The organism is Streptomyces sp. C1-1 (genome assembly GCF_050214755.1).
In the GTDB taxonomy this organism is placed as follows: domain Bacteria; phylum Actinomycetota; class Actinomycetes; order Streptomycetales; family Streptomycetaceae; genus Streptomyces.
The window spans coordinates 4,092,666-4,114,764 of sequence record NZ_CP189826.1; the positions used below are offsets into that span (position 1 = coordinate 4,092,666).

24 protein-coding genes and 4 pseudogenes are annotated in these 22,099 nt (G+C 69.6%); 17 read left to right on the plus strand and 11 right to left on the minus strand.

Going from position 1 to position 22,099, the window contains the following annotated elements; genetic code table 11:
• Nucleotides 1-79: 79 nt before the first annotated feature.
• From ACQF4J_RS18485 to ilvA, 3 genes are all read right to left on the minus strand, one after another.
• Nucleotides 80-937, minus strand: a complete 858-nt coding sequence (locus ACQF4J_RS18485) for an ABC transporter permease (RefSeq protein ID WP_351566079.1) — start codon at nucleotides 935-937, stop codon at nucleotides 80-82.
• Nucleotides 934-1,953, minus strand: coding sequence for an ATP-binding cassette domain-containing protein (locus ACQF4J_RS18490; RefSeq protein WP_427166186.1), 1,020 nt, complete (start codon nucleotides 1,951-1,953; stop codon nucleotides 934-936). Before ACQF4J_RS18490 ends, ACQF4J_RS18485 begins: the two co-directional genes overlap by 4 nt.
• Nucleotides 1,954-2,156: 203 nt before the next feature.
• Nucleotides 2,157-3,386: a threonine ammonia-lyase gene (ilvA, locus tag ACQF4J_RS18495; protein ID WP_351800796.1), complete on the minus strand. Its 1,230-nt coding sequence runs from the start codon at nucleotides 3,384-3,386 to the stop codon at nucleotides 2,157-2,159.
• Between the two features lie 163 nt (nucleotides 3,387-3,549).
• Here ilvA and ACQF4J_RS18500 point away from each other — a divergent pair, with 163 nt between their 5' ends.
• The 3 genes from ACQF4J_RS18500 (at nucleotide 3,550) to ACQF4J_RS18510 (ending at nucleotide 5,126) form a co-directional block, all read left to right on the plus strand.
• On the plus strand, nucleotides 3,550-4,056 hold the full coding sequence (locus ACQF4J_RS18500; protein ID WP_351566587.1) for a MarR family winged helix-turn-helix transcriptional regulator: 507 nt from the start codon (nucleotides 3,550-3,552) through the stop codon (nucleotides 4,054-4,056).
• Between the two features lie 241 nt (nucleotides 4,057-4,297).
• On the plus strand, nucleotides 4,298-4,801 hold the full coding sequence (locus ACQF4J_RS18505; RefSeq protein ID WP_427166188.1) for a sigma factor-like helix-turn-helix DNA-binding protein: 504 nt from the start codon (nucleotides 4,298-4,300) through the stop codon (nucleotides 4,799-4,801).
• A gap of 76 nt (nucleotides 4,802-4,877) precedes the next feature.
• The gene (locus tag ACQF4J_RS18510) at nucleotides 4,878-5,126 is read left to right on the plus strand and encodes a hypothetical protein (RefSeq protein WP_142142156.1); all 249 of its coding nucleotides are present in this window, start codon (nucleotides 4,878-4,880) and stop codon (nucleotides 5,124-5,126) included.
• A gap of 8 nt (nucleotides 5,127-5,134) precedes the next feature.
• On the opposite strand, the gene ACQF4J_RS18515 is transcribed toward ACQF4J_RS18510, so the two are convergent.
• Nucleotides 5,135-6,289: a cystathionine gamma-synthase gene (locus tag ACQF4J_RS18515; RefSeq protein WP_351566064.1), complete on the minus strand. Its 1,155-nt coding sequence runs from the start codon at nucleotides 6,287-6,289 to the stop codon at nucleotides 5,135-5,137.
• A gap of 142 nt (nucleotides 6,290-6,431) precedes the next feature.
• Here ACQF4J_RS18515 and ACQF4J_RS18520 point away from each other — a divergent pair, with 142 nt between their 5' ends.
• The 3 genes from ACQF4J_RS18520 (at nucleotide 6,432) to ACQF4J_RS18530 (ending at nucleotide 8,955) form a co-directional block, all read left to right on the plus strand.
• Nucleotides 6,432-7,550 (plus strand): hypothetical protein, encoded by a 1,119-nt coding sequence (locus ACQF4J_RS18520; RefSeq protein ID WP_351800798.1) that lies wholly within the window; start codon nucleotides 6,432-6,434, stop codon nucleotides 7,548-7,550.
• Nucleotides 7,551-7,666: 116 nt separating this feature from the next.
• Nucleotides 7,667-8,341 carry a peptide-methionine (S)-S-oxide reductase MsrA gene (gene msrA, locus ACQF4J_RS18525; protein ID WP_351566058.1) on the plus strand — a complete coding sequence of 225 codons (675 nt, stop codon included), beginning with the start codon at nucleotides 7,667-7,669 and terminating at the stop codon, nucleotides 8,339-8,341.
• Nucleotides 8,338-8,955 (plus strand): DUF3885 domain-containing protein, encoded by a 618-nt coding sequence (locus tag ACQF4J_RS18530; RefSeq protein WP_427166190.1) that lies wholly within the window; start codon nucleotides 8,338-8,340, stop codon nucleotides 8,953-8,955. Before msrA ends, ACQF4J_RS18530 begins: the two co-directional genes overlap by 4 nt.
• A 6-nt stretch (nucleotides 8,956-8,961) precedes the next feature.
• Here the strand turns inward: ACQF4J_RS18530 and ACQF4J_RS18535 are convergent.
• The 4 genes and pseudogenes from ACQF4J_RS18535 to ACQF4J_RS18550 form a co-directional block, all read right to left on the minus strand.
• Nucleotides 8,962-9,558 (minus strand): annotated as a pseudogene (locus tag ACQF4J_RS18535) (transposase family protein); the annotation flags it as partial.
• A gap of 245 nt (nucleotides 9,559-9,803) precedes the next feature.
• The gene (locus ACQF4J_RS18540; protein WP_351585131.1) at nucleotides 9,804-10,022 is read right to left on the minus strand and encodes a hypothetical protein; all 219 of its coding nucleotides are present in this window, start codon (nucleotides 10,020-10,022) and stop codon (nucleotides 9,804-9,806) included.
• 96 nt (nucleotides 10,023-10,118) lie between these two features.
• The gene (locus ACQF4J_RS18545; RefSeq protein ID WP_427166191.1) at nucleotides 10,119-10,541 is read right to left on the minus strand and encodes a hypothetical protein; all 423 of its coding nucleotides are present in this window, start codon (nucleotides 10,539-10,541) and stop codon (nucleotides 10,119-10,121) included.
• Between the two features lie 15 nt (nucleotides 10,542-10,556).
• Complete coding sequence (locus ACQF4J_RS18550) at nucleotides 10,557-11,102, minus strand: hypothetical protein (protein ID WP_427166192.1); 546 nt, start codon at nucleotides 11,100-11,102, stop codon at nucleotides 10,557-10,559.
• Nucleotides 11,103-11,379: 277 nt separating this feature from the next.
• Here ACQF4J_RS18550 and ACQF4J_RS18555 point away from each other — a divergent pair.
• Together ACQF4J_RS18555 and ACQF4J_RS18560 are read left to right on the plus strand one after the other, a co-directional pair.
• A pseudogene (locus ACQF4J_RS18555) lies at nucleotides 11,380-11,628 on the plus strand (transposase family protein); the annotation flags it as partial.
• A gap of 28 nt (nucleotides 11,629-11,656) precedes the next feature.
• Nucleotides 11,657-11,789: pseudogene (locus ACQF4J_RS18560) on the plus strand (peptide-methionine (S)-S-oxide reductase MsrA); the annotation flags it as partial.
• Nucleotides 11,790-11,858: 69 nt separating this feature from the next.
• On the opposite strand, the gene ACQF4J_RS18565 reads toward ACQF4J_RS18560, so the two are convergent.
• The gene (locus tag ACQF4J_RS18565) at nucleotides 11,859-12,203 is read right to left on the minus strand and encodes a hypothetical protein (RefSeq protein ID WP_427166193.1); all 345 of its coding nucleotides are present in this window, start codon (nucleotides 12,201-12,203) and stop codon (nucleotides 11,859-11,861) included.
• Nucleotides 12,204-12,539: 336 nt separating this feature from the next.
• Here ACQF4J_RS18565 and ACQF4J_RS18570 point away from each other — a divergent pair, with 336 nt between their 5' ends.
• The 4 genes and pseudogenes from ACQF4J_RS18570 to ACQF4J_RS18585 all read left to right on the plus strand — a co-directional run bounded on the left by ACQF4J_RS18570 (nucleotide 12,540) and on the right by ACQF4J_RS18585 (nucleotide 14,795).
• Complete coding sequence (locus ACQF4J_RS18570; RefSeq protein WP_427166194.1) at nucleotides 12,540-12,737, plus strand: DUF4839 domain-containing protein; 198 nt, start codon at nucleotides 12,540-12,542, stop codon at nucleotides 12,735-12,737.
• Nucleotides 12,738-12,772: 35 nt separating this feature from the next.
• Nucleotides 12,773-13,417 (plus strand): hypothetical protein, encoded by a 645-nt coding sequence (locus ACQF4J_RS18575; protein WP_427166196.1) that lies wholly within the window; start codon nucleotides 12,773-12,775, stop codon nucleotides 13,415-13,417.
• A pseudogene (locus tag ACQF4J_RS18580) lies at nucleotides 13,418-13,549 on the plus strand (peptide-methionine (S)-S-oxide reductase MsrA); the annotation flags it as partial.
• Between the two features lie 526 nt (nucleotides 13,550-14,075).
• Nucleotides 14,076-14,795: a hypothetical protein gene (locus tag ACQF4J_RS18585; protein ID WP_351581955.1), complete on the plus strand. Its 720-nt coding sequence runs from the start codon at nucleotides 14,076-14,078 to the stop codon at nucleotides 14,793-14,795.
• Nucleotides 14,796-15,133: 338 nt separating this feature from the next.
• Here the strand turns inward: ACQF4J_RS18585 and ACQF4J_RS18590 are convergent, their stop codons facing one another.
• Nucleotides 15,134-15,829 carry a hypothetical protein gene (locus ACQF4J_RS18590; RefSeq protein WP_427166197.1) on the minus strand — a complete coding sequence of 232 codons (696 nt, stop codon included), beginning with the start codon at nucleotides 15,827-15,829 and terminating at the stop codon, nucleotides 15,134-15,136.
• A gap of 184 nt (nucleotides 15,830-16,013) precedes the next feature.
• Between ACQF4J_RS18590 and ACQF4J_RS18595 the strand changes: the two genes are divergently transcribed.
• On the plus strand, nucleotides 16,014-16,607 hold the full coding sequence (locus ACQF4J_RS18595; protein WP_351803112.1) for a DUF4291 domain-containing protein: 594 nt from the start codon (nucleotides 16,014-16,016) through the stop codon (nucleotides 16,605-16,607).
• Between the two features lie 468 nt (nucleotides 16,608-17,075).
• Entirely contained in the window at nucleotides 17,076-17,810 is a 735-nt protein-coding gene (locus ACQF4J_RS18600; protein WP_427166199.1) for an NAD(P)-dependent oxidoreductase, read from the plus strand.
• Nucleotides 17,811-17,882: 72 nt separating this feature from the next.
• On the opposite strand, the gene ACQF4J_RS18605 is transcribed toward ACQF4J_RS18600, so the two are convergent.
• Nucleotides 17,883-19,127 carry a hypothetical protein gene (locus ACQF4J_RS18605; RefSeq protein WP_351581947.1) on the minus strand — a complete coding sequence of 415 codons (1,245 nt, stop codon included), beginning with the start codon at nucleotides 19,125-19,127 and terminating at the stop codon, nucleotides 17,883-17,885.
• 306 nt (nucleotides 19,128-19,433) lie between these two features.
• Between ACQF4J_RS18605 and ACQF4J_RS18610 the strand changes: the two genes are divergently transcribed.
• Genes ACQF4J_RS18610 through ACQF4J_RS18620 form a run of 3 tightly spaced genes read left to right on the plus strand, consistent with a single transcriptional unit; the run spans nucleotide 19,434 to nucleotide 22,098 of the window.
• Nucleotides 19,434-20,267, plus strand: coding sequence for a CPBP family intramembrane glutamic endopeptidase (locus tag ACQF4J_RS18610; RefSeq protein ID WP_351581945.1), 834 nt, complete (start codon nucleotides 19,434-19,436; stop codon nucleotides 20,265-20,267).
• Nucleotides 20,267-21,439, plus strand: a complete 1,173-nt coding sequence (locus tag ACQF4J_RS18615; protein WP_351581959.1) for a sensor histidine kinase — start codon at nucleotides 20,267-20,269, stop codon at nucleotides 21,437-21,439. Before ACQF4J_RS18610 ends, ACQF4J_RS18615 begins: the two co-directional genes overlap by 1 nt.
• Nucleotides 21,436-22,098: a response regulator transcription factor gene (locus ACQF4J_RS18620; protein WP_351581943.1), complete on the plus strand. Its 663-nt coding sequence runs from the start codon at nucleotides 21,436-21,438 to the stop codon at nucleotides 22,096-22,098. The genes ACQF4J_RS18615 and ACQF4J_RS18620 overlap by 4 nt, the downstream gene beginning before the upstream one ends.
• The last annotated feature ends 1 nt before the right edge of the window (nucleotide 22,099 follow it).

The following is a 22,099-nucleotide window of genomic DNA, read 5'->3' on the forward strand; positions in this document are numbered from 1 at the left end:
ACCCGCCCCCGGCGCCCTCTCGGCGCCGGGGGCGTCGTCGTGTCCGCACCGCGCGGCCGTCAGTCGGCGCGCGGGCCGCTCACGCCGTCGCCGAGCGGTACTTCCTCACCGCCAGGGTCCGGAAGACGACGATGATCAGTGCCGAATAGATCAGCGAGGCCCACACCGGGTGCTGCATCGGCCAGGCTCCGGACTGCGACTGGCCGGGGTTGGCGAACAGCACCCGGCAGGCCTGCACGGTGGCGCTGAACGGGTTCCACTCGGCGATGTGGCGCAGCCACGGGGTCATGTGGCTGGTGTCCACGAAGGCGTTGGAGATGAACGTCACCGGGAACAGCCAGATCAGTCCGCTGGAGGTGGCGGCCTCGGGGGTGCGTACCGACATGCCGATCAGGGCGCCGATCCAGGTGAACGCGTAGCCGAGCAGGAGCAGCAGGCCGAAGGCGGCGAGAACCTTGGCGGCGTTGGTGGAGCCGTTCGACCCGACCCGCCAGCCGACCAGGACCGCGACCACGGCGAGCACTACCAGGGTCAGCGCCGTCTGGACGAGGTCGGCGAGCGTCCGCCCGGTCAGCACCGCGCCGCGCGCCATCGGCAGGGAGCGGAAGCGGTCGATGAGCCCCTTGTGCATGTCGTCGGCGATGCCGGCGCCGGAGCTGGCGGTGGCGAACGTGACGGTCTGCGCGAAGATGCCGGCCATCAGGAAGTTCTTGTAGTCGGTGGCGCTGGTGCTGCCGCCGATCTGCATGGAGCCGCCGAAGACGTAGGTGAACAGCACCACGAACATGATGGGCTGGATGAGCCCGTAGATGATCATCTCGGGGATCCGGGACATGCGGATCAGGTTCCGCTTGGCGACGACCATCGAGTCCCGGAAGGACTGGCTGATCGGGTTCCCGGTCGGCGCGACCCGCACGGCGTCGGTGACGGCGCTCACTTGGCCTCCTCCTCCTTCTTCTGCTTGCGGTCCTGGGCGGGCGCGTCCGCCGTCGCGCCGTTCTCCTCGGGTTTCATCTCGGCCACATGGCCGGTCAGGGAGAGGAACACGTCGTCGAGGGTCGGGCGGCGCAGGCCGATGTCGTCCATCTCGATGCCGCGGACGTCCAGTTCTCGGATGATCTCGGCCAGCAGCTTGGCGCCGCCGGTGACGGAGACGGTGAGCTTGCGGGTGTGCTCCTCGACGGTGACGTCGCCCTTGCCGAAGCCGCCGAGGACCTCGCGGGCGGTGGGGATGTGCTCGCGTTCGTGCACCACGACCTCGACGCGCTCGCCGCCGGTGCGGGCCTTGAGCTGGTCGGAGGTGCCGCGGGCGATGACGCGGCCGTGGTCGACGACGGCGATGTCGTGGGCGAGGTGGTCGGCCTCTTCCAGGTACTGCGTCGTCAGCAGCAGGGTCGTACCGCCGGAGACGAGCTGTTTGATGACCTCCCACAGCATCTGGCGGTTGCGCGGGTCGAGGCCGGTCGTCGGCTCGTCCATGAACATCACGGGCGGGGAGACGACCAGGGCCGCGGCGAGGTCGAGCCGGCGGCGCATGCCCCCCGAGTACGTCTTGGCCGTGCGGTCGGCGGCGTCGGCGAGGTCGAACTGGGCCAGCAGTTCCTCGGCCCGGGCCTTCGCGGCCTTGGCCCTCATCTGGTACAGCTGCCCGACCATCTGCAGGTTCTCCCGGCCGGTCAGGTACTCGTCGACCGCGGCGAACTGGCCGGACAGGCCGATGGAGCGGCGTACCTCGTTCGGGTGCTTGAGCACGTCGAGGCCCGCGACGACGGCCCTGCCACTATCCGGTTGCAGCAGCGTGGTCAGACAGCGGACAGTGGTCGTCTTGCCCGCGCCGTTCGGCCCGAGCAGGCCCAGGACGGTGCCTTCGGGGACATCGAGGTCGACGCCGTCCAGAGCCCTTACGTCACCGAAGGTCTTCACCAGGCCTTCGGCATAGATGGCGCCTGGCATATGAGTCTCCACGTCGTTGGGGATTCTTTGGAAAGCCTAGGTTTGTGCACTTTGCTCCGCCCGACGGATGCCGGACGGACGGGCGAGCGGCCACGAGACACACCATAACGCGATGTATCGCGTCTCTCAACGGATTTTCCCGAATGTGTGACGAAGAGCCCCTGAGCTGGGCTTTCCCTTGCGGCTGTGCGAATCCCGGCGTCTCAGTCGATGACCGTGTAGCCCGCCTCGCGGAGGGCGCGGCCGACCTCGGCGCAGTGCTCCGGCCCTTTCGTCTCCAGGTGCAGCTCGACCTCCGCCTCCGTGAGCCCGAGCCGTGGGTCGGTCCGTACGTGGCTCACATCGAGGACGTTAGCGTCGACCACTGACAACACCCCGAGAATCGTCGCGAGCGCCCCCGGCCGGTCCGTCAGCCGCAGCCGTACGGCCAGGTAGCGGCCCTGCGCGGCCATGCCGTGCCGCAGCACGCGCTGCAGCAGCACCGGGTCGACGTTGCCGCCGGACAGCACCGCCACGACCGGTCCCTCGAAGGCGCGCGGGTCGCTCAGCAGCGCCGCGACCGGGCTCGCGCCCGCCGGCTCGACGACCATCTTGGCCCGCTCCAGGCACAGCAGCAGCGCGGCGGCCAACTCGTCCTCGGTGACCGTGCGGACTTCGTCCACCAGCTCGGCGATGATCCCGAACGGCACGTCACCGGGCCGCCCGACCTTGATGCCGTCGGCCATCGTCGCCGGATGCTCGATCGACACCGGGTGCCCGGCCGCGAGCGAGGGCGGGTACGCCGCCGCGCCCTCCGCCTGCACCCCGACGATCCGCACGTCCGGCCGCAGGGCCTTCACCGCCACCGCGACACCGGCCGTCAGACCGCCGCCGCCGATGCCGACGACGATCGTCCGCACCTCCGGGCACTGCTCAAGGATCTCCAGGCCGACCGTGCCCTGCCCCGCGATGATGTCGGGGTGGTCGAAGGGGTGGATGAACACCGCGCCCGTCTCGGCCGCGTACGCCTGGGCGGCGGCCAGCGTCTCGTCCACCACCTGCCCGTGCAGACGCACCTCGGCGCCGTACTCGCGCGTCGCGCTGATCTTCGGCAGCGGGGCGCCCTTCGGCATGAACACCGTCGCCCGCACGCCCAGCAGCGAGGACGCCAGGGCCACGCCCTGCGCGTGGTTGCCGGCACTCGCCGCGACGACCCCGGCGGCCCGCTGCTCGGGCAGCAGCCCGGCGATACGGACGTACGCGCCGCGCAGCTTGAACGACCCCGTCCGCTGGAGGTTCTCGCACTTCAGGTGCACCGGCGCGCCGACCAGCTGGGACAGATGCCTGCTGCCCTCCATCGCCGTCATCCGCGCCACGCCCGAGAGCATCTTCTGGGCGCCCCGGACGTCGTCCAGGGTGACGGACCGCAAGGAGTCAGCCGTGCTGTAGCTCATGACTCAAGCATCGCAGTTCACAGGCGCGTACGGCCGGTGTGACCAACGTCCGAGACTGGTTTGCGCAGCGCCGGTACGGCCCGCCTCCCGGCCGCGTACTCTGTCCCCCATTCACAGACCACCCTCATGAAGCGAGCCTCCGGCCATGCCCACAACACCTGAAATGTCGATGGACATGACGACCGTCGGTGACACCGGTCTCCTCGACACGCTGCAGCACGAGGTGGCGGTCTTCGCCCGCCGTGCCGAACAGACCCGGCTCGGCGGGGTCGGGCAGGTGCGCAACTCCATGGACCGCGCCGCGTACCTGCTGCTCAACCGCCTCGACAACGAGGGCCCCATGGGCGTCAAGGCCCTCGCGGCCAGCATGGGCATCGACTCCTCGACGGTCACCCGGCAGGTGGCTCCGCTCGTCGACACCGGGCTCGTCAAGCGCACCTCGCACCCCGAGGACGGGCGCGCGGTGGTGCTCCAGCTGTCCCCGCGCGGGCAGTCGCGGCTGGAGGAAGTGCGGTCCTCCAGGCGTCAGTTGATGGCCGAGCTGACACACGACTGGGCGCCGGAGGAGCGCGAGGCGTTCTGCACTCTCCTCACGCGCTTCAACACCGCCCTCTCCGCCCGGATGAGCGTGCAGGGCGTACCGGGGCCGGAGGCGTCGCAGCCGTCGTAGGCGGCGTGGGTGCTGTGGGCGGCGTGGAGAGTGCCGTAGGCGGCGTGGGTGCGCAGGTGCTGTGCCTGCGCCTCTCGGGTTGCTGCGCGGCCCCTCTCGCGCGCGTGCATGGCGCGCGGCTCTTGACCGAAAGGCCGCCCCTGGCCTCATATGAGATCGGGCCCTCGTCGTACACGGTTTCGTATGCCGTACGGCGGCCGGGTCCGGGGTCTCACGGAGGCGCGTCAGGGTGGGAGGCGCGGTGCGACAACGGCAGGCGTCACAAGGTGCCCGCCGGGCCCGGGAGTTCGAGGCGTTCGTCGCGGGCGCGGCAGGGCGGCTGCTGCATGCCGCCACGCTGCTCACGGCGGAGCTGCCGGAGGACAACCCGCGGGCGCGGCGGCTGCTGACACACGCCCTCGCGCACACGTACGCGTGCTGGGACCGTATGCGCGGGGAGGACCCGTACGACCGCACCCGCCAGTATCTGGCCACCCGCTTCGCGCGTGCCGCCTGGCACCAGTACGGCGGTTTCGGCCGGAGCCGCCCGCACCCCGGCAGCGCCCTGGCGGGGCTGGCACCGCAGGAGCGCCTGATCCTGGTCCTCAGGCTGTACGAGGGGGTCGCCGAGGAGCAGACGGCTGCACTGCTCGGTCTCCCGGTCGACCGGGTGCGCTCCATCTGCGACCGCGCCACGACGTCCCTGCTGCATCCCGCGCGTGGCAGGCCCTCGCCGGTGATCGGGGCGAAGGTGGCGCCGTCATGAGGCGCGGGTTTCCGCGGACGCGTTCCGGAGTTGCGGCTGGTGACCGGCGGCGGGCACCGGTGCGGGGAGGTGCGGGGTGAACCGGCCCGAGCGTGAGGCCACGGCACGTCGGCTCATGGAGCAGGAACCGCCGCCCGTGCCGCCGGAGCTGTACGACGACGTCATGCGGCGCGGCGCCCGCATGCTGCGCCGCCGCAGGATCGTCCGGCGGCTGATGTGGCTGCTGCTGTGCGCCGCGACCGTGGCGTTCGTGGTGTGGGCGCTGACGGCCCGCCCGTGGGTGGAGCCGCCGTCGCAGACGACTCCCCCGTACACGGGCTGGTGAGCGGGCGGTCAGCCGAGCGCCTGCTGCAGGTCCTCCAGGAGGTCGTCGACGTTCTCGATGCCCACGGAGAGCCGCACGAGATCGGCGGGCACCTCCAGGGCCGAGCCGGCCGCGGACGCGTGCGTCATCCGCCCCGGGTGCTCGATCAGCGACTCGACGCCGCCCAGGGACTCGCCGAGCGTGAAGATCTTGGCGCGGTTGCAGACCTCCACGGCCGCCTCCTCGCCGCCCTCGACGCGGAACGACACCATGCCGCCGAAGGCCCGCATCTGCTTGGCGGCGACCTCGTGACCGGGGTGGTCCTCCAGGCCGGGGTAGAGCACACGCGTCACGCGCGCGTGCCGGGTGAGCATCTCGGCGACCTTGGTGGCGTTCTCGCTGTGCCGGTCCATGCGCACCGACAGCGTCTTGGTACCGCGCAGCACCAGCCAGGAGTCGAAGGGCCCGGCGACCGCGCCCATCGCGTTCTGGTGGTAGGCGAGCTCCTCGCCGAGCGTCTCGTCGGAGACGATCAGGGCGCCGCCGACCACGTCCGAGTGGCCGCCCATGTACTTGGTCAGGGAGTGCACGACGACGTCCGCGCCGAGCGACAGCGGCTGCTGCAGGTACGGCGTGGCGAAGGTGTTGTCCACGACGAGCTTCGCGCCCGCGTCCCGGGCGACCTGGGCGACGGCGGCGATGTCGGTGACGCCGAGCAGCGGGTTGGAGGGGGTCTCCACCCACACGGCCTTGGTCTTCGGGGTGATCGCGGCCCGCACGGCGGACGGGTCGCTGGTGTCGGCGACCGACCACTCCACGCCCCAGCGGGCGACGACCTTCGCGAACAGGCGGAACGTGCCGCCGTACGCGTCGTTCGGGATGACAACGTGGTCGCCGGGGCTGAGCAGCGTACGCAACAGGCAGTCCTCGGCCGCCAGTCCGGACGCGAACGCGAGACCGCGGCGGCCGCCCTCGAGGGCCGCGAGGTTCTCCTCCAGAGCGGTCCTGGTGGGGTTGGCGCTGCGGCTGTACTCGTAGCCGCCGCGCAGACCGCCGACGCCGTCCTGCTTGTAGGTCGAGACCTGGTAGATCGGCGGGACGACGGCGCCGGTGAGGGGGTCGGCGGTGTTGCCCGCGTGGATCGCGAGGGTCTCGAAGTGCTGACTGATATGCCTGTCGCTCATGGGGACCGAGCGTAGTGCGCTCGCGGGACAGGTGCCGGACGGCGAGGCTCGGGAAGCGGGACCGGGGGGTTTTCCACAGGTTCTTTCCACAGGCTCGGGGACCGGTTGGCCAATTGTCCGAGGCGTCTGGAACGCTTGAGGCATGGAACTTCTCTGGGTCCTGGTCGCGGTCGCCATGCTGGGCTTCGTGCTGCTTCCGGTCATGCGGCGCAGGCGGGGCGGGATCGAGCAGGTCCCGGCCGGCCACCCGGACGCCGCGGACCCCGCGGACTACGGCTTCGTACTCGAGGAGGAGCTGGACGTCCGCATGCCCGGCCCCGACCACGACCTGCTGGACGTGCTGGACCTGGTGCAGCGCACGCAGGACTACCGGGCGGCCTCCCAGCTGCTGGCGGGCACCGAGGCTGAGGGCGAGCTGCGCTGGCAGCGGGTGCAGGCCTTCGCGGGCGCCGCGTCGCTGGAGCTGAAGGAGCGGCCGGGCGGGGTCGGCGAGGTGCCGGGCGGGCAGTGGCTGCGGGTGTGGCGGGCCGAGCAGCCGAAGGACGCCGGCGGTGCGGCCGTGCACGCCGAGTTCCTGGTGCAGCAGGCGTGGCGGACGTCGACGCCGGGCACGGACGACTTCCGGATCATCATGGAGGAGGCGAGGGCGGCCTGCGGGGACGCGGCGCTGCTCGCCCCCGGCGACCCGGTCCCGTACATCGTCGAGCTGTCGGTGGCCCGCGGGCTGGGCTACTCCGAGCCGGAGTTCGACCAGCTGTGGCTGAAGATCCTGGACCGCGCCCCGTCCCACATGGGCGCGCACCTGGCGGCCCTGCACTACTGGTGCGAGAAGTGGCACGGCTCGCGTGAGCTCGCGTACTCCTTCGCGGAGGCCGCGGCCGCCCGCGCCCCGCGGGGTTCCCTCCTCGCCGCCATGCCGCTGTTCGCGGTCTTCGAGCACCTGCCCGAGGTGAACCTGGTCCGCGGCTTCTACCAGAGCGAGGTCGTCACCAAGGCCATCCACGGCGCCCTGCACGCGGTCCACTCGGCCCGCCCCGACGATCCGATGCTGGCGCATGTGCGGCACCTGCTGGTCTTCTTCCTCGTGCGTGCCGAGCGCTGGGGCGAGGCGATGAACCAGCTCATACACATCGACGGACACGTCGGGGCGCTTCCCTGGACCCTGTCCGCCGACCCCGCCGCCGAGTTCGCGGTCTACCGCGCGCTGGCGGTGGCGGGCTACGAGGCGAACGGCGGCAGCCCGGCGACACTGCCGCACTGAACGGGCGGGGAGCACGGCGACGCTGCGGCAGCGACGAGCCGGGGAGCGCGGCGGAATTCCGTCCTGACACGGCGTGTTGACGCCGGCGAACCCTCGGCCCCTCGCCTGGAGACCGCATGTTCCTGTACAGCCGCACGCCCCAGCTCCCCACCCCAGAGCAGGCTCTGCGGGGCCGCCCGGAGCCGATCTTCACGGTCCCCGACCGGCACACCGTCCTCGGCACCCCGCTCCTGGGCCCCTATCCCGAGGGCCTGGAGGTGGCCGACTTCGGCCTGGGCTGCTTCTGGGGCGCCGAGCGCAAGTTCTGGCGGCTCCCGTCCGGGGTGTGGACCACCCTGGTCGGCTACCAGGGCGGGTACACCGAGCACCCCACGTACGAGGAGGTCTGCTCCGGCCTCACCGGCCACACCGAGGTCGTCCGAGTCGTCTTCGACCCCGACCTCATCTCGTACGAACGCCTCCTGAAGACCTTCTGGGAGTCCCACGACCCCACCCAGGGCTTCCGCCAGGGCAACGACGTGGGCACCCAGTACCGCTCGGCGATCCACACCCACACCCCCGAACAGGCGACGTCCGCCGAGGCCTCCCGCGAGGCCTACCAACGCGTCCTGACCCGCGCGGGCCACGGCACGATCACGACGGAGATCCTGCCGGCGGACAGCCGCCCGCTGTACCCGGCGGAGGGCTACCACCAGCAGTACCTCTCGGGCAGCAAAAACCCGGACGGGTACTGCGGGTTGGGCGGGACGGGGGTGTCGTGCCCGATCGGACTGGCGCCGGCCGAGGGATGAGCAGCCACTTCGACGGAGACCGTCTGTCCGCACTGTGGCAGCAGCAGTTCCCGAAGGTGCCTCCCATCGCGCACGAACTCCGCGCTGCATACAGCGACCGTTGGGTGCGCTTCCACAGTCTCCGGGGCTCCAAGCGCTACCCGGAGACCGAGGATGAGTACGCCATCGTCCTCCACCGGTACAACACGCTCCTGGACGAACTCTTCGAAGGCACCGACGTCTACGTCGTGACCGTGGCCTGGTCCTGGGAACCGGACGGAGCCGAACTCCCGCCACGACGGCCCGAGGTCCACCCCGAGGGCAGCCGTTGGACGACGTTGGCGCACGAGGACGACCCAGACCCCGAACTCCATAGCTACACGCACCTCTACGCCGACCGCCGCCCCTGGCGACCGGGCGCGGCCGACGAGATCCTCCGAGAGGTTGCGGACGACGTCCTCAGCGGAGTGATCATCACCGACAGCGGACTCAGCCGCGCACCATCCCTACGACGGCGGCGCAGACGTCATTGCGGCAAGCCCCGAAGAACGCAACCGACTGCGCGACGATCACCGCGCCTGGCTGCCCCGCAACCCGGCCGGCCTGTGAAGACTGAGTGCAGGACCGATCACTGAGCTTCTTCAGTGTTGCCGCTCCAGGGTGAGGATGGCCTTGGCGATTGACGTCATGCGGTTGGGACTGCATCGGGATCTGCGGAAGATCCGCCAGGGCTTCAGGCGGGCTACGCCGCGTTCGACCGGTGCCCGTGCCGCGGCCAGCGCCCGGTCCAGGGTCTTCTCGGTGAGGGTGAGCTCCTGAAGGGGTCTGCGTTTGATGCCCGTGGTCACCCAGGGGCCCGCGCCCTGGTAGGCGAGGTCGGCCAGGACGGGGACGCCCTGGCGCTCGCAGATGCGGATGATCCGGTGGGTGCGAGCCGCCGTCAGGTCGTGAGCTCGGCCCGGCAGCGTGGGTGAGAGCCATAGCAATTGGCCGCCCGGATCGGTGACCACCTGCACGTTCACCCCGTGTCGGCGGTGCTTGTGGGAATAGTCCGCGCGTCCGTCGCCGACCCGGTCGCACTCGGCAAGTGTGCCGTCCAGCAGGACGAAGTGCGCATCGGTCTCCCGCAGGACCTTCAGCAGTCCCGGTGCGCGTTCGGCGAGCAGGTCGATGACCGCGCTGGTGTAGGCGTGGGCGGTGGACTCGCTGATCCCGCACCCGGCAGCACATGATCGGAGGCCAGCTCGAAGAAGCTCACTGTTGGTGCTGGAGTCGGAAGCGGGCAGAGAGGGCATGCGCTGGCTGTAGCTCTGGGGCTTCGAGGTCCCTGCGAAGGTGGAGGGTTGCAGGTGACCTCACCCACGGTGGGACGGAATGTGCCGCCCTGAGAAGGCCGTAACTTCCGGCTTACCCAGAGCGGCTCGGTCCGCAGTCTGCCGTACTGCTGTCGACGCTTCGTTCATGGGATAAGGAAGGGAGCCCTTCAGCGACGCAGTCTCTTGCGTGCCCACAGGATCCCGATCACTCCGCCGACAACGACCAGGTACACCGTCAGTGGTCCGTCATTCAGGATGAGTCCGGGCATGGCGATGACGGCCACGATCAGAAGCCACCCGCATCCAGCGATGCCGATGTCCGCTGAATCAGGACGGTGCTGCTCGTTGTCCACCAGGTCCCCATTCACTGGCTTGTACAGTGTCACGGTCTCCAACCGTACGCCGCCCGGCCAGGTTCGATCTAACGACTGCGAGCCGGTCCGAGGTGCCACATGGAGGCAGACAGCAGCTGGAGGCGACCGCTAGGCGCAGTGAATTGTGGCCGTCTGGGAGAAGACGTTGTGGTCTCCCCAGTAACCGTTGCTGTTGCGCAGCGTTGCGTTGCCTATGTTGCTGCGGTATATCCAACCGCTCGTGGTGAGTCTTGAGCAATCGAAAAGCAGGGTCACTGGGAAGCTCCGGTCGTGCCTGTTCCTGTAGCCCTGGACGTCTTTGGTCCTCCAGATCCCGAGCCCCTGGTACTGGCGCAGCGAAGCGGTGAAGTTCCCTTTGCCCTCCTGGTCGCAGACCATTGCGGCGTCAGCCTGGATCGTCAGGTCGCCCCCGTGCCGGTACGGCTTCCTGCTCTGGGTGAGCTGGCAGTGCGGCGCGGCGGCCCGGGCGGCGAGAAGGGGAGAGCTCGACGCTTTGATTCCCTGCTCGTCGACGGCCGTGGCCCAACCCACGAGGGTCTCGGTGCTTTAGGCGGTGGCCGTGGCGGTGGCGGTGGCGGTGGCGGTGGCGGTGGCGGTGGCGGTGGCGGTGGCGGGAGCCTCCCACATCGTCAGCTCCCCGTCTTTGGACAGGGTGGTCACCCTGGTGCCCTCCTTGCCGACGGCGGTCAGCAGTTGACTCCCGTTGGGCAACGTCGTCGTGCTCGTCTTGTCGCCTTCAGCTGAGAGGACCGACGACGGTACGTCCCCGTGGACGGTCAGGCGGGTGATGTTGAGCGGGCGCTCATAGTTCCCGTCCCCGAGACTGAACGTAAGGGTCTGACCGATCTTTTCGTAATCCTCCACGCCAGGCGCCTCGAAGAGCTCCAGCCCGGTCGTCTGTGTCAGCAGATCGGTGAGCTTCTCCACGCTGACACCTTGGGCGGGGGCAACTTCGCCGACGGGCGCCATGGACTGAGGGTCCGCGCCACCTTCCTCGGTGTACTGGGACGAGCTCACGATCTTCGGTCCCTCAGCCAGGCTCGTTGCCTTGGAGTCTTCGGCGGCGAGCGCGCCGGCAGCGGTACTGGCCATGACGGTAGCTGTGAGCAGGGCTATGACACCGCCCCAAGTGGCACGGCGGACAGCATTCTTTCTCAAGTTGTTCCCCCGACGCAGACTCTGGCCGCCCGTCATTCGGCGCTGGTCAGGCGCGGACGGCATCGGCTAATCGGAGGTCAACTTATGTGATCGGCCCGCCTCAGTTCCACGAATTCGAACATATTGGCGTGTTGAGCTTCACGACGGCCCCTCAGCCCCCACTCCCCCAGCAGGACTTCGGCGTAGTAGCGGGTTGAGGGGGTTGTCCTGCCCCGTCCTGGCCGACCTCGCCTACCAGGGCGCGGGCCCCTGGGTGACCACGGGCATCAAACGCAGACCCCTTCAGGAGCTCACCCTCACCGAGAAGACCCTGGACCGGGCGCTGGCCGCGGCACGGGCACCGGTCGCACGCGGCGTAGCCCGCCTGAAGTCCTGGCGGATCTTCCGCAGATCCCGATGCAGTCCGAACCGCATGACGTCAATCGCCAAGGCCATCCTCACCCTGGAGCGGCAACACTGAAGAAGCTCACTGACCGATCGAGGAATGACACCAGCAGTACCTTTCAGGCAGCAAGAACCCGGATGGGTACTGCGGGTTGGGCGGCACGGGCGTCAAGCTGAGTGACCTCCGGGACGAACTGGGGAGCGTCTTGCCAGACGGGCATTGCTCCTGCTGGGTGATATGGCCCATCGTCACAGATGGTCCGTGAGCGCGGCTTCACGTGTTCGTCAAGCCGCATTGGGAACCTCTTAGCTCTTCTCAGGTGACTCTTCGTGTACAGGTGCGCCATGGCCGATGGTCATGGACCAACGCACGGCCGAGGGTGCTTCGACCGAGGCGACGCCGTTTCGATCTGCCCCTGTCAGGTCAACCTGGTTGTAGTTGGTGCTGTTCTTGTCGGCGACGCACGGCTGTGAGAAGGAGACGTGTACGGACCGCACGACAACCTTGATCTTCCCTTTGCCCTGGCAGCTCACTGCCACGATCAGGGCGTCGCCTTTCCTGCCCTTGCTGTAGGCGATGCTCGCATTCCCGCTGGTCATTTCCTGTCGGCCTGCGAGAGTCTCGTCGGCGTCCAGCTCCGGCGGCTTCATCACGAAGGGTCGTGCAGTGTTCGGCGCGGCAGTTGCCGTTGCCGGCCTGGGCGAGGGGGATCGCCAAGGCTGCGAAGCCTGCCGGGTGTCCGAATGATCTGATGTGCACGCGGCAAGGGGGAAGGCCATGGCAGCGCACAGGAGGCTCAGTCCTGCTGCACGGGTGCGGCGAGGCATATCAGTCCTTCCACAGGCGGCGTGTAAAGGGTGGGTGTGGATTGCTGCCCTTGCAGTTCCTCGGGCCATGCGGGCAACTGACGCGATCATGCCAGTGCTGGGGATGGGCTACCGTCTTCCGCACATTTCCTGAGGAAGACGTGAGGTTCACCTACGTCCATGAGCATCGTCGGCGCAGGCCACAACTTCCGATTCGTCGCCGAGGCAGGCGAGTTCAACGCCGACCAGTGCGTCTTCTGCCTCGACCCGGTCTCGACGGAAGGCCGGGCGACGCCAAATCCACGGGTCACATGGCAGCACAGGCCCGCCGGGACGGGTGTCTCTTGCCCGGTCGGTGTGGCCAAGGCCGAAGGCTGACGTCAAGGGTGGCCTTCGGAACGTACGCCCGCAGAGTGCGTGACGAGCGTTTGCCGCTCGTGAGGCGGCACGCGGCGCTGAGGTGTGCCGTCGGCGACTACGGCCCGCTCGGCTTCAACGCGACCTGGGCGTATCTGAGCGCGACAGCGTGCCCCGCCCCCGATCTGCGCAGGGATTCGGCGGCATTGTTGCGCGCGCTGGGCACCCTGGAGGAGAGCCGGGCCGCGCACCTCGCCGAGATGGACGCCTTCGCCGCCCGCCGCCGGGTGGAGAAGGCGGCCGGCCGCCGAACTCCAAGGGCTTCCGACACAGCCGCTCTGCGTTTTCCGCGCTGGCCGGGTTCGGCACCCCCTTCCCGATTGGGGCTGATCGCCGCCGTGGCGAATCGCCGCTCGGCGTTCGAGCGCTTCCCCTACCCGGACGAGACGCTCTCCCCCGACGTCGAGGTACGCCAACTCGCCTACCTGCACGCCCGCCTCGAAGACTCCGCCGCGTCCTACCTCAAGGCCCTGGGTCGCCTGGACCAACCGGCGGCTGCGGAACTGACCGACACCGTCCACGGCATCCGCAGCCCTACCCGGCCTGGCTACTCGCCCCTCAACATGTACCTGCTCCCATGGCTGCGCTTCGCGAACCTACTCACGTACGCCGCCCACGCGTCCTTCGCGATCGAGCACTGACACCAGCAGTACCCGGACAAGAACCCGGCGGGGTACTGCGGGATCGGCGGGACGGGGGTCAAGCTAAGTGACCCATTCGGGACGAACTGGGGAGCGTCTTGCCCGACAGGCATTGCTCCTGCTGGGGAGTAGGCGAGACGCTCGATCGATCCGCTGAGAGGGCCTTGGGGACGGGCGGGCATGGGCAAACTGTGGAGTGCGATTGGCGTCCTGAGCGGGGCCGGCGCTTTGGCCGTCGCCGTTGCAGCGTGGTGGACCCAACGCCGGCGACCGCTCAAGGTCGACTGAGAGGGAATCGCCCGTGACGCCAGTGCGGCGCAAGACCGGGCGGCCCGGTCCCGCGCCACCCTGAACTCACTGGTGACAGTTGGCGACCCGACCCTGCCCACGCCGCCATAGCGATACGAGGCCCGGCCCGCTGCGTAACGGGTCGCATGGCAGCACAGGCTCGCCGGGAGCACACCACGGTTTCGAGCGACGTTCAGAGCCTCTCCGGGGCAGGTCAGCGCGGTAAACGCTGGTCGGCCGATCTCTCAGGTTCAGCAGCGCCGCGGGCTGTTGGCCACTTACACTGCGTGCCAATCGACGTTCTGTGACGGGGGTCCGCATGTCGTGCGCACGAGGCCGTTGCGCCCAAACAGTGGCCGCGGTTGGCGCCGTGCTTGTTCTTGCCGGAGGGTGTTCCTCAGCGGCGAGCGACGTCGGTGTCGAGTCCACGCGGTCGACTGCGTCAGGGACGCCGACTGCGAGCGTGCGGCCACTGGGCAACGCCGAGTTGGTGGCGGCGCTTCCCACAGAGGGGACGCTGCCGGGTTACAGGGTGCTCGACACACCGAAGTCGGGCGGCGATGGCGGTACGTCCAACTCTGGCGTGAGACCGAGGGCCTGCCGCCCGCTCTGGGACGCTCGTGCCCGAGCCGCCACCACATCGGTTGCCAGCGCCTGGATCCCGATAGCTCGCTCCGACTTCACCCCTCCGACCGAATTCCTCTCCTTTGCCAGCTATGACTCCGGAGACGCGGAGGCGTACCTGTCCTCCCTTGACAAGGCTCTGACCACTTGCTCGTCCCTGTCCTTCCCGAACAGCCTTGGCACTCGTGGCACGGCAGACGTCAAGCGAGTCGACAACAAGGTCGCGTTGGGAGATGCCTCCGTGAGCTTCCGGATGCACTGGACGGTCGATCAGGGCAAGTTCAAGTCGGACACGTTCGTCCTCATCACCACTGTCCGCGTCGGTGAGGCGACCGTCACCGACGTGGCGGACATCGGTGTCGGCAACCAACTCTCGGCAGCGAAGAAACGCGCTTTCATGCCGAAGGTGGACCCCGGCATGCTCAAGTCTCAGGTAGACGCACTCCGGGAAGCACAGAGGCACTGAGTAGGCGTTATGAAGAGGGATCTGTGTGACAGGCCTGCTTCCGGAAAGATCCGTGAGCCGCGAGACTGCAGTGGCTCATGGGTCAGGCTGGACACCACGTTCGGCAGCGATGGTGCGCACAGCACGGGCGCATGCCGCCCATCGCGCTCCATCCCGGGTGCGCACGATCTTGACGGGTGGCTCCGCACACGTCCTGCCATGCCACGTGCACCGGGCTTCCCGAAACGACACGCTTTCGGGGTCGAGCCCTTCGGGAAAATCTGGCCACTCGTCGACCGACGTCATGCCACGACGTTAGTGAGTGCCGGCGCCCTGCGCAGCGGTTCGGGTCGTCCCCGCTATGCATGCGAGGGACTGTCGTCAGCCACGTCCGACGGCGGGCTGACGGACACGGCGAGATACCGGAACTCTCCTCCCGGTCCGTCCAGTTCGGAGTACGGCACCCAATCGATGGGGTATGTACCCCTCAACGTGCACGCGTTGGCCGTGTAGGCGCCCTCGGCCCACAGCAGCGTGCCGGTGAGTTCCCGCCCCTGATGGATCCTGAACTCCTGATCCCGAGTCCGCCCGCGGCCGGCGCCGGGCGGAGTCCACAGGGAGGCGTCGTTGGTCAGCATGACGGCAAGACCGTTCTGGTCGGACCGGCGGCAGAAGCGCTCCAGCCTGGCTATGTCCCGCACGAAGTGCAGACGAGCGAGGTCGGCGGCGGCGTGCCCTTTCAAGGCGTAGTCCTCGGCAGGAGTACCGACCGTGCCCGTCCATCTCCGGGTGAAGTACTTGAACTCGATCGCGGTGCGGGTCGAGGGGCCGATGCACAGGAGGTCCAGGTACTCGGCCTTGCCCTCCGCCCGCTGCGGCACCTCAAGCCTGGAGTGCACATCCGGCGACAATTCCCACAGAGCCCGCGCGAAGCTGTGCTGAAGATCTGCTTCGGAGTGGAAGACCGGCCTGTGCCTGCCCAGTTGCGCAATGACGTCGCCGAGTGAGACGCGCCCAGCGACATTCCTGTCACCGTCCATCGCCACCTTGTTCACAGCGCTATCGAAGTGGCTCCTCCACAGACTTTTCAAGCCGCAGGGCCACCGCGTCGGTGGCTCGCGAGCCGCAACGGCTGCGGCACTGACAACCAGCACGGCGCTTCGGCAGCTGCTCTCGTCGCAGTGAACGGCCGCCGAAAATCAGTGGCCGCCTCAACCGGCCGACCTCACGCTGTACGCCATGGAAGAACCGCAACGCAGGATCCGCGCGGCCCACTCGGAATCCACGATCACTGTCTACCAGGCGTACTCCCCGGAAATCGGCCTGCCGGCCGTCCGCGACGGCCGTTTTCCCGCCGCCTGGAAGCGGGACCGGATGACGTGGATCAAGCCGTCGTTCCTGTGGATGATGTACCGCTGCGGCTGGGGCTCCAAGGAAGGACAGGAGACCGTTCTCGCCGTCGAGATCACTCGGGACGGCTTCGAGTGGGCGCTGCGCCACGCCTGCCTGTCCAGCTACACCCGTGGGGTCCACCCCGACCGTGCCACCTGGCAGCGACAGCTGAGACGCGCTCCCACCCGCGTGCAGTGGGACCCGGAGCGGGACCTGCACCTGCGACCCATGCCGTACCGGTCCCTGCAACTCGGCCTCTCCGGCGAGGCCGCACGACGCTACGCCGACGAGTGGACCGTCTCCATACGCGACGTGACCCCGCTCGCCCGAGAGATCCACGCTCTCGTCAGCGGCGGCGACCTGGACTCCGCCGCCCGGCTGCTGCCCCAGGAGCACCCCTACCCGGTTGAGGACGAAGTCCTTGCCCTGCTACACGGATGACGGACTGATCAAGCCGACGCCAGGCCCACGGGTCACCTGGCGGCACAGGCTCGCAGGCACGGGCGTCTCGTGCCCGATCGGTGTGGCCGAGGCCGGGGGCTGATCCCAGGTGGCAGCGCCCCGCAGCAAGGCCGTCGCGGAGGGGTGGATCCGGGAGGCCGGCCTCCGCGCCTTCCGTGAGTCGCTCGCGGCAGCAGTGGCCTACCACTTCGACGACAGCGACTGGCCGGCCATCGACACGGCACTCCCCACACCGACGACGAGCAACCACACCGGTCTGGTACGCCTACCCGCGTCCTCCTCGACGTCATGGCACGCTGCGCGGTCACACCCGAATGAACCTCCCGGCTCTGGCTGGGCCGGGTATCGCTCCCGCGCCGGACGCCATGGGAAAGTGGCCCGCCGGCGTCACACTTCGTGCCGTGCCGGCCCTCTTGTCGGCAGGAGCGACTTGAAGAGGGAGACCCAGTGAACATCGTCATCTTCGGGGCGAACGGACCGACCGGGCGTCTGGCTGCCGAACAGGCACAGGCTGAAGGGCACACGGTCACCGCGGTCACGCGCCGCCCCAAGGCCTTTCCCGTAAGTGGTCCGCGAGTGCGGGTGGTTGAGGCGGATGTGCTCGATCCCGCCGCGGTCGAACGCGTGGTGGCCGGGCAGGACGCCGTGATCTCGGCTCTCGGAGTCCCGTTCGGCCGAAGCCCGGTCACCGTGTATTCCGTCGGCATCAGCCACATCACGCAGGCCATGACCAAGCACAGCGTGCGACGCGTCGTCGGCGTGACCTCGACCGTGCTCTTCGGGACGGCGGCGCCCGACGAGGGCTTCCTGTTCCGCAAGGTGCTGGAGCCGGCCGTCGTGCGTTTCATGGGGCGCCACGTGTACGACGACATGCGGCGCATGGAGGAGATCGTCCGCGAGACCGACCTGGACTGGACCGTCATCCGCCCCGGCGGTCTGTTCGACAGGAACGGGGTCAGCGACTACCGGGTCGGCACGGAGCGCCTCCCCGGCCGGTACACCGCGCGGGTCGACCTGGCGCACGAGTTGCTGCGGCAGGCCGCCGACGACCGCCACGTGCGCGCCTTCATCGACGTACGCACCACTCAGGACACCCCGAGCTTCCTGGACCTCATCCGCAACGAGGCGTTCAGCGGCAAGGGCGCCGAGCCCGGGAGCAGGAAGGGGCGCGTCCGGGGCTGACGACCGGGTTGGTCGCGCTTCATCGTCCTGCGCACGCGGAGGCGCGTGCGTGGTCGGTGTCGCGGGCGGCCGTCAGCTCGGGTTCTGGTTTCGGCGGCGGCGCACCATGGCGAGCGTGGCCGCGCCGGTGACCGCCGCCGTGGCGGCCACGCCCGCGATCGGTAGCGCCGAGGATCCGGTCGCGGCCAGGTTGCCGCCGTTCGTCGTCGTACCGGCGCCGCCGGTCGACGACGTCCCCCCTGCCGATCCGCTCGAGCCACTGGTCGAGCCGCTGGTCGGGCTGCCCGTCGGGCCGCCCGAGCCACCCGGCGTGCCGGTCGGAGTGCCCGTCGGTGTGCCCGTCGGGTCTCCGCCCGTGACGTCCAGGGTGATGTCGGCCTTGTCGTTGGTCTTGTCGGGGTCGAAGGGGCGCGGCTCCGTACTCAGGGCCACCGAGCCCTTCGCGTGCGGCACTCGCTTGTCGATCTTCAGCTGGAAGGTGTAGTTCTCGTGGCCGCCCTCGTTGTAGGCCGGCTGACGCATGCCGCAGTAATAGACGTGCCCCTCGGCCCTGCAGAACGCGGCGACCTTGACGACCGACGTTCCGGCGGGCGGTGTGACCACGACTTTCACGGTCGTGGACATGACCCAGGCGGGCCCGGCGTTGGTGAACTCCAGCTTCATCGGCACCGTTTCGCCGACGCTCCCCTTCAACGCGGCGCCCGTGACCTGGAAGTCGGCCGTGTTGACGGAAGTGACCGGCACGTCGACGAGGCGCTTGGTCCCCGTGACCCCGGTCTGCGTCTCGACCAGTTTCACCGCCGGTGCGGTTCCCGCGACCGGGTCGTCGCCGTTCTCGTCCGGCCACGGGGCGTTCCAGTCGACCTCCACGCGCAGTTCGTCGTCGAGCGCGCGGTCCAGTGCCTTGACGCGGAGCGGGGTCTCCGGGGTGTAGCGGACACCCGGCTCGACCGGCTGGTCGTACTCGCAGACCGCGGTCCATCGCTCGGGCATCTCGTCGTAGGACCTGACGTGCTGTGTCCAGCAGTTGGAGGGGACCTCCGCGAAGTCGAGGCCCCGGGTGACGGCGTAGGTGACCCACGCCTTCCCGGCGGTGGCGGTGCCCTTGTTCGCCACGGTGACCGGCACGTCGAAGGTGTTCCCCGGTTTCAGCCCGTCGATCGGCTTGATGCCTCCGACGACCAGATCGGGCTCGGCGTCGTCGGCGAACGCGACGGGAGCCGCGGCCAGCGCGATCAGTCCCGCGGCGCCGAGGGCGGCGACAGCCGCACGGGAAGCGCGCGAGGCACGGGAGACGCGGCGGTCGGATCGGGGCATCGGCATGGAGAACCTCTGTGGGAATGCGGGCGAATGGACGGTGTCCTCCTGAGGAACGGCGAACACCGCTTCGGTCCCTAGACTCCCGCCGGGCCCGAACAGTTGCCCGCCCGGCGCCACACCCGCCTCGACGGTCGCGGACCCGGGCACCTGTAGAGGCGTGAAGAGAGCCGTGCGGTGAGGGAGTTGTCCCCCGTGGGAGCTACGTGCAGGTGTCCACCGTGAGGTGACGATTCCCGGGGCGCGGATCCATAGCGTCTGGAGCAGCCGCGGCGCTCCGGTCGCGGGTCCGGAAGAGGAGTCGTCATGAAACTGGTGTGGCAGATACTGGCCGTGGTGGCGGTCGGCGCGATCGGCGGTCAGAGCGTCACCGCGGTGCAGGACAACCCGTGGCTCTCGCTCCTGCTGGGCGGCCTGACGGCCGTGCTGTCGGTGTTCGTCTACCGGTGGGTCGTGGGCCGCACCGAGGGGCGTCCGGTCACGGAGCTGGCCCGGGAGGGCGCGCGGGGGTCGCTGTACCGGGGGACGGTGCTCGGCGTCGCGCTGTTCGGGTGCGTCATCGCGAACATCGCCCTCCTCGGGGACTACGACGTCCACGGCTTCGGCTCGCTGACGGGCGCGATCGGACTGGTCGGCTTCATGGCCGCCGCCGCCGTGACAGAGGAGCTGATGTTCCGCGGCCTGCTCTTCCGGCTGGTGGAGCGAGGCCTCGGCACCTACGCGGCGTTGGCCCTGTCCAGTGTGCTGTTCGGCGCGATGCACCTGTTCAACGAGCACGCCACCCTGCTGGGTGCCGTCGCCATCGCGATCGAGGCCGGCGGCATGCTCGGCGCCGCGTACGCCGCGACCCGCAGCCTGTGGCTGCCGATCGGCCTGCACTTCGGCTGGAACTTCGCGGAGTCCGGCATCTTCGGCACCGAGGTCTCCGGCAATGGCGCCGCGCACGGACTGCTGGACGCCTCGACGTCGGGCTCGACCCTGATCACGGGCGGCGAGTTCGGCCCGGAGGCCAGCCTGTACTCGATGCTGTTCGGCGTGCTGGTGACGATCGTCCTCCTGCGGCTGGCCCGCCGGCGCGGCAACCTGGTGCCCCGGCGGCGTGCCGAGCGCGTCGACGCCCTGGCTACACTCGGCCGGTGATGACCCCTCAGCAGGCCGGCCGGGTGTGGCGCCGGCTGGACGTCACGGTACGGGACCTCCCGCTCGGACTGCTGTTCCTCATCGGCTCGTTCGTGCCGGCGCTCCACGGCAACGGGACCGTGATCGGTGGCGTTCCGGCCCGCCCCACCGACGAACTGGCCGTCGTGGCGATCCTCCTGGAATGCCTCCCGCTCGTCGTGCGCCGACGCCGGCCGGCCGTCATGCTCGCCCTGGTGACGTGCGGCTTCGCCATCGACCAGCTGCGCGGCTACCACGCGTTCGCCACGACCGCGCTGCCCATCGCACTGCTGAGCGCCGGGTCCCATCTGGAACGGCACCGCCGGACCTGCGTACTCGTCCTCTCCGTGGCGTACGTGCCGCTGGCGGTGGCGCTCTCCCGGCTCGGCACGGGCGAGTCGCCGGAGGAGTTCGTGACGTTCTACCTGGCGCTGGTCCTCGCGTGGGGCGCCGGGGCGTGGCTGCGCTCCACCCGCATCGCCGAGGCGGACCGTCGGCGCCGCGTCGCCGAGGACACCCGCACCGCCGAACGCACCCGTATCGCCCGCGAGTTGCACGACGTCGTGACCCACCACGTGACGGCGATGGTCGTACAGGCCGAGGCGGCACGCTATCTGACCGCCGCGCCCGACCGGCTCGACCAGGCGCTGACCGCCGTCACCGACACCGGCCGGCGGGCCATCACCGACCTGCGGCACCTGCTCGACCTGCTCAACCCCGACCACGGCACCGGGACGGCGGCGGACGCGGCCGAGCCCAGGACGCCGCCGGTCGGCAGGCTGCTCACCCTCGTGGAGCAGACGCGCCGGGCCGGTCAGCCGGTGGAGTTCACCGAGGAGGGCACGCCGGCCGAGTCGACCGGCAGCGCCGACCTGGTGGCCTACCGGGTGGTGCAGGAGTCCCTGACGAACGCCCTCAAGTACGCCCACGGCAGCCGGACCTCGGTCCAGGTGTGCCACGGGGAACGGGAGATCACCGTGGAGGTCAGCACGGACGGCTCCGGCTCGGGGCCCGCCTCCCCCGGCGGAAGCGGGCGGGGCCTGGCGGGCCTGCGCGAACGGGTCGGCATCCTGGGCGGCGACTTCAGCGCGGACCGGAGTTCGGGCGGCGGCTTCGTCGTACGGGCGCGGATACCGGCGAGGAGCACGCCGTGACCGTACCGATCCGGGTGCTGGTCTGCGACGACCAGATGCTGATCCGCACCGGGCTGGTGACGATCATCGACGCCCAGCCCGACCTGGAGGTCGCGGGCGAGTGCGGGGACGGACGGGCCGCGGTCGAACTCGCCGGCCGGCTGCGCCCGGACGTCGTGGTGATGGACATCCGCATGCCGGTGCTCGACGGCCTGGAGGCCACCCGCCTGCTGGCCGGCGCCGGGGTGCCGCATCCCGTCAAGGTGCTCGTGGTGACCACGTTCAACCTGGACGAGTACGTCTACGAGGCGCTGCGCGCCGGAGCGAGCGGGTTCCTGCTCAAGGACGCGCCGCCGGACCGGCTGCTGCACGGGATCCGGACCGTCGCCACGGGCGCCGCCCTGCTGGATCCCGAGGTGACGCGCCAGCTCGTGGGCAGGTACGCCGCGCGGATCCGGCCCGCCGCGGGCGGCGCGCCGCAGGACATCCCGCTGACCCCCCGTGAGCTGGAGGTCCTGCGCCTCATCGCGGACGGGCTGTCCAACAGCGAGATCGCCGCGGCTCTCGTGATCAGCCAGGAGACCGTCAAGACGTTCGTGTCGCGCATCCTCAGCAAGCTCCGGCTCCGCGACCGCGTCCAGGCCGTCGTGTACGCCTACCGGCACGGCCTCGTCACCTGAG

Excerpts from the sequence above, each read along its gene's own strand:
- ACQF4J_RS18490 (WP_427166186.1), bottom strand. The coding sequence starts at position 1,953 with ATGCCAGGCGCCATCTATGCCGAAGGCCTGGTGAAGACCTTCGGTGAC.
- ilvA (WP_351800796.1), bottom strand. The coding sequence starts at position 3,386 with ATGAGCTACAGCACGGCTGACTCCTTGCGGTCCGTCACCCTGGACGAC.
- ACQF4J_RS18500 (WP_351566587.1), top strand. The coding sequence starts at position 3,550 with ATGTCGATGGACATGACGACCGTCGGTGACACCGGTCTCCTCGACACG.
- ACQF4J_RS18515 (WP_351566064.1), bottom strand. The coding sequence starts at position 6,289 with ATGAGCGACAGGCATATCAGTCAGCACTTCGAGACCCTCGCGATCCAC.
- ACQF4J_RS18520 (WP_351800798.1), top strand. The coding sequence starts at position 6,432 with ATGGAACTTCTCTGGGTCCTGGTCGCGGTCGCCATGCTGGGCTTCGTG.
- msrA (WP_351566058.1), top strand. The coding sequence starts at position 7,667 with ATGTTCCTGTACAGCCGCACGCCCCAGCTCCCCACCCCAGAGCAGGCT.
- ACQF4J_RS18530 (WP_427166190.1), top strand. The coding sequence starts at position 8,338 with ATGAGCAGCCACTTCGACGGAGACCGTCTGTCCGCACTGTGGCAGCAG.
- ACQF4J_RS18550 (WP_427166192.1), bottom strand. The coding sequence starts at position 11,102 with ATGGCCAGTACCGCTGCCGGCGCGCTCGCCGCCGAAGACTCCAAGGCA.
- ACQF4J_RS18565 (WP_427166193.1), bottom strand. The coding sequence starts at position 12,203 with ATGAAGCCGCCGGAGCTGGACGCCGACGAGACTCTCGCAGGCCGACAG.
- ACQF4J_RS18570 (WP_427166194.1), top strand. The coding sequence starts at position 12,540 with ATGAGCATCGTCGGCGCAGGCCACAACTTCCGATTCGTCGCCGAGGCA.
- ACQF4J_RS18595 (WP_351803112.1), top strand. The coding sequence starts at position 16,014 with ATGGAAGAACCGCAACGCAGGATCCGCGCGGCCCACTCGGAATCCACG.
- ACQF4J_RS18605 (WP_351581947.1), bottom strand. The coding sequence starts at position 19,127 with ATGCCCCGATCCGACCGCCGCGTCTCCCGTGCCTCGCGCGCTTCCCGT.
- ACQF4J_RS18610 (WP_351581945.1), top strand. The coding sequence starts at position 19,434 with ATGAAACTGGTGTGGCAGATACTGGCCGTGGTGGCGGTCGGCGCGATC.
- ACQF4J_RS18615 (WP_351581959.1), top strand. The coding sequence starts at position 20,267 with ATGACCCCTCAGCAGGCCGGCCGGGTGTGGCGCCGGCTGGACGTCACG.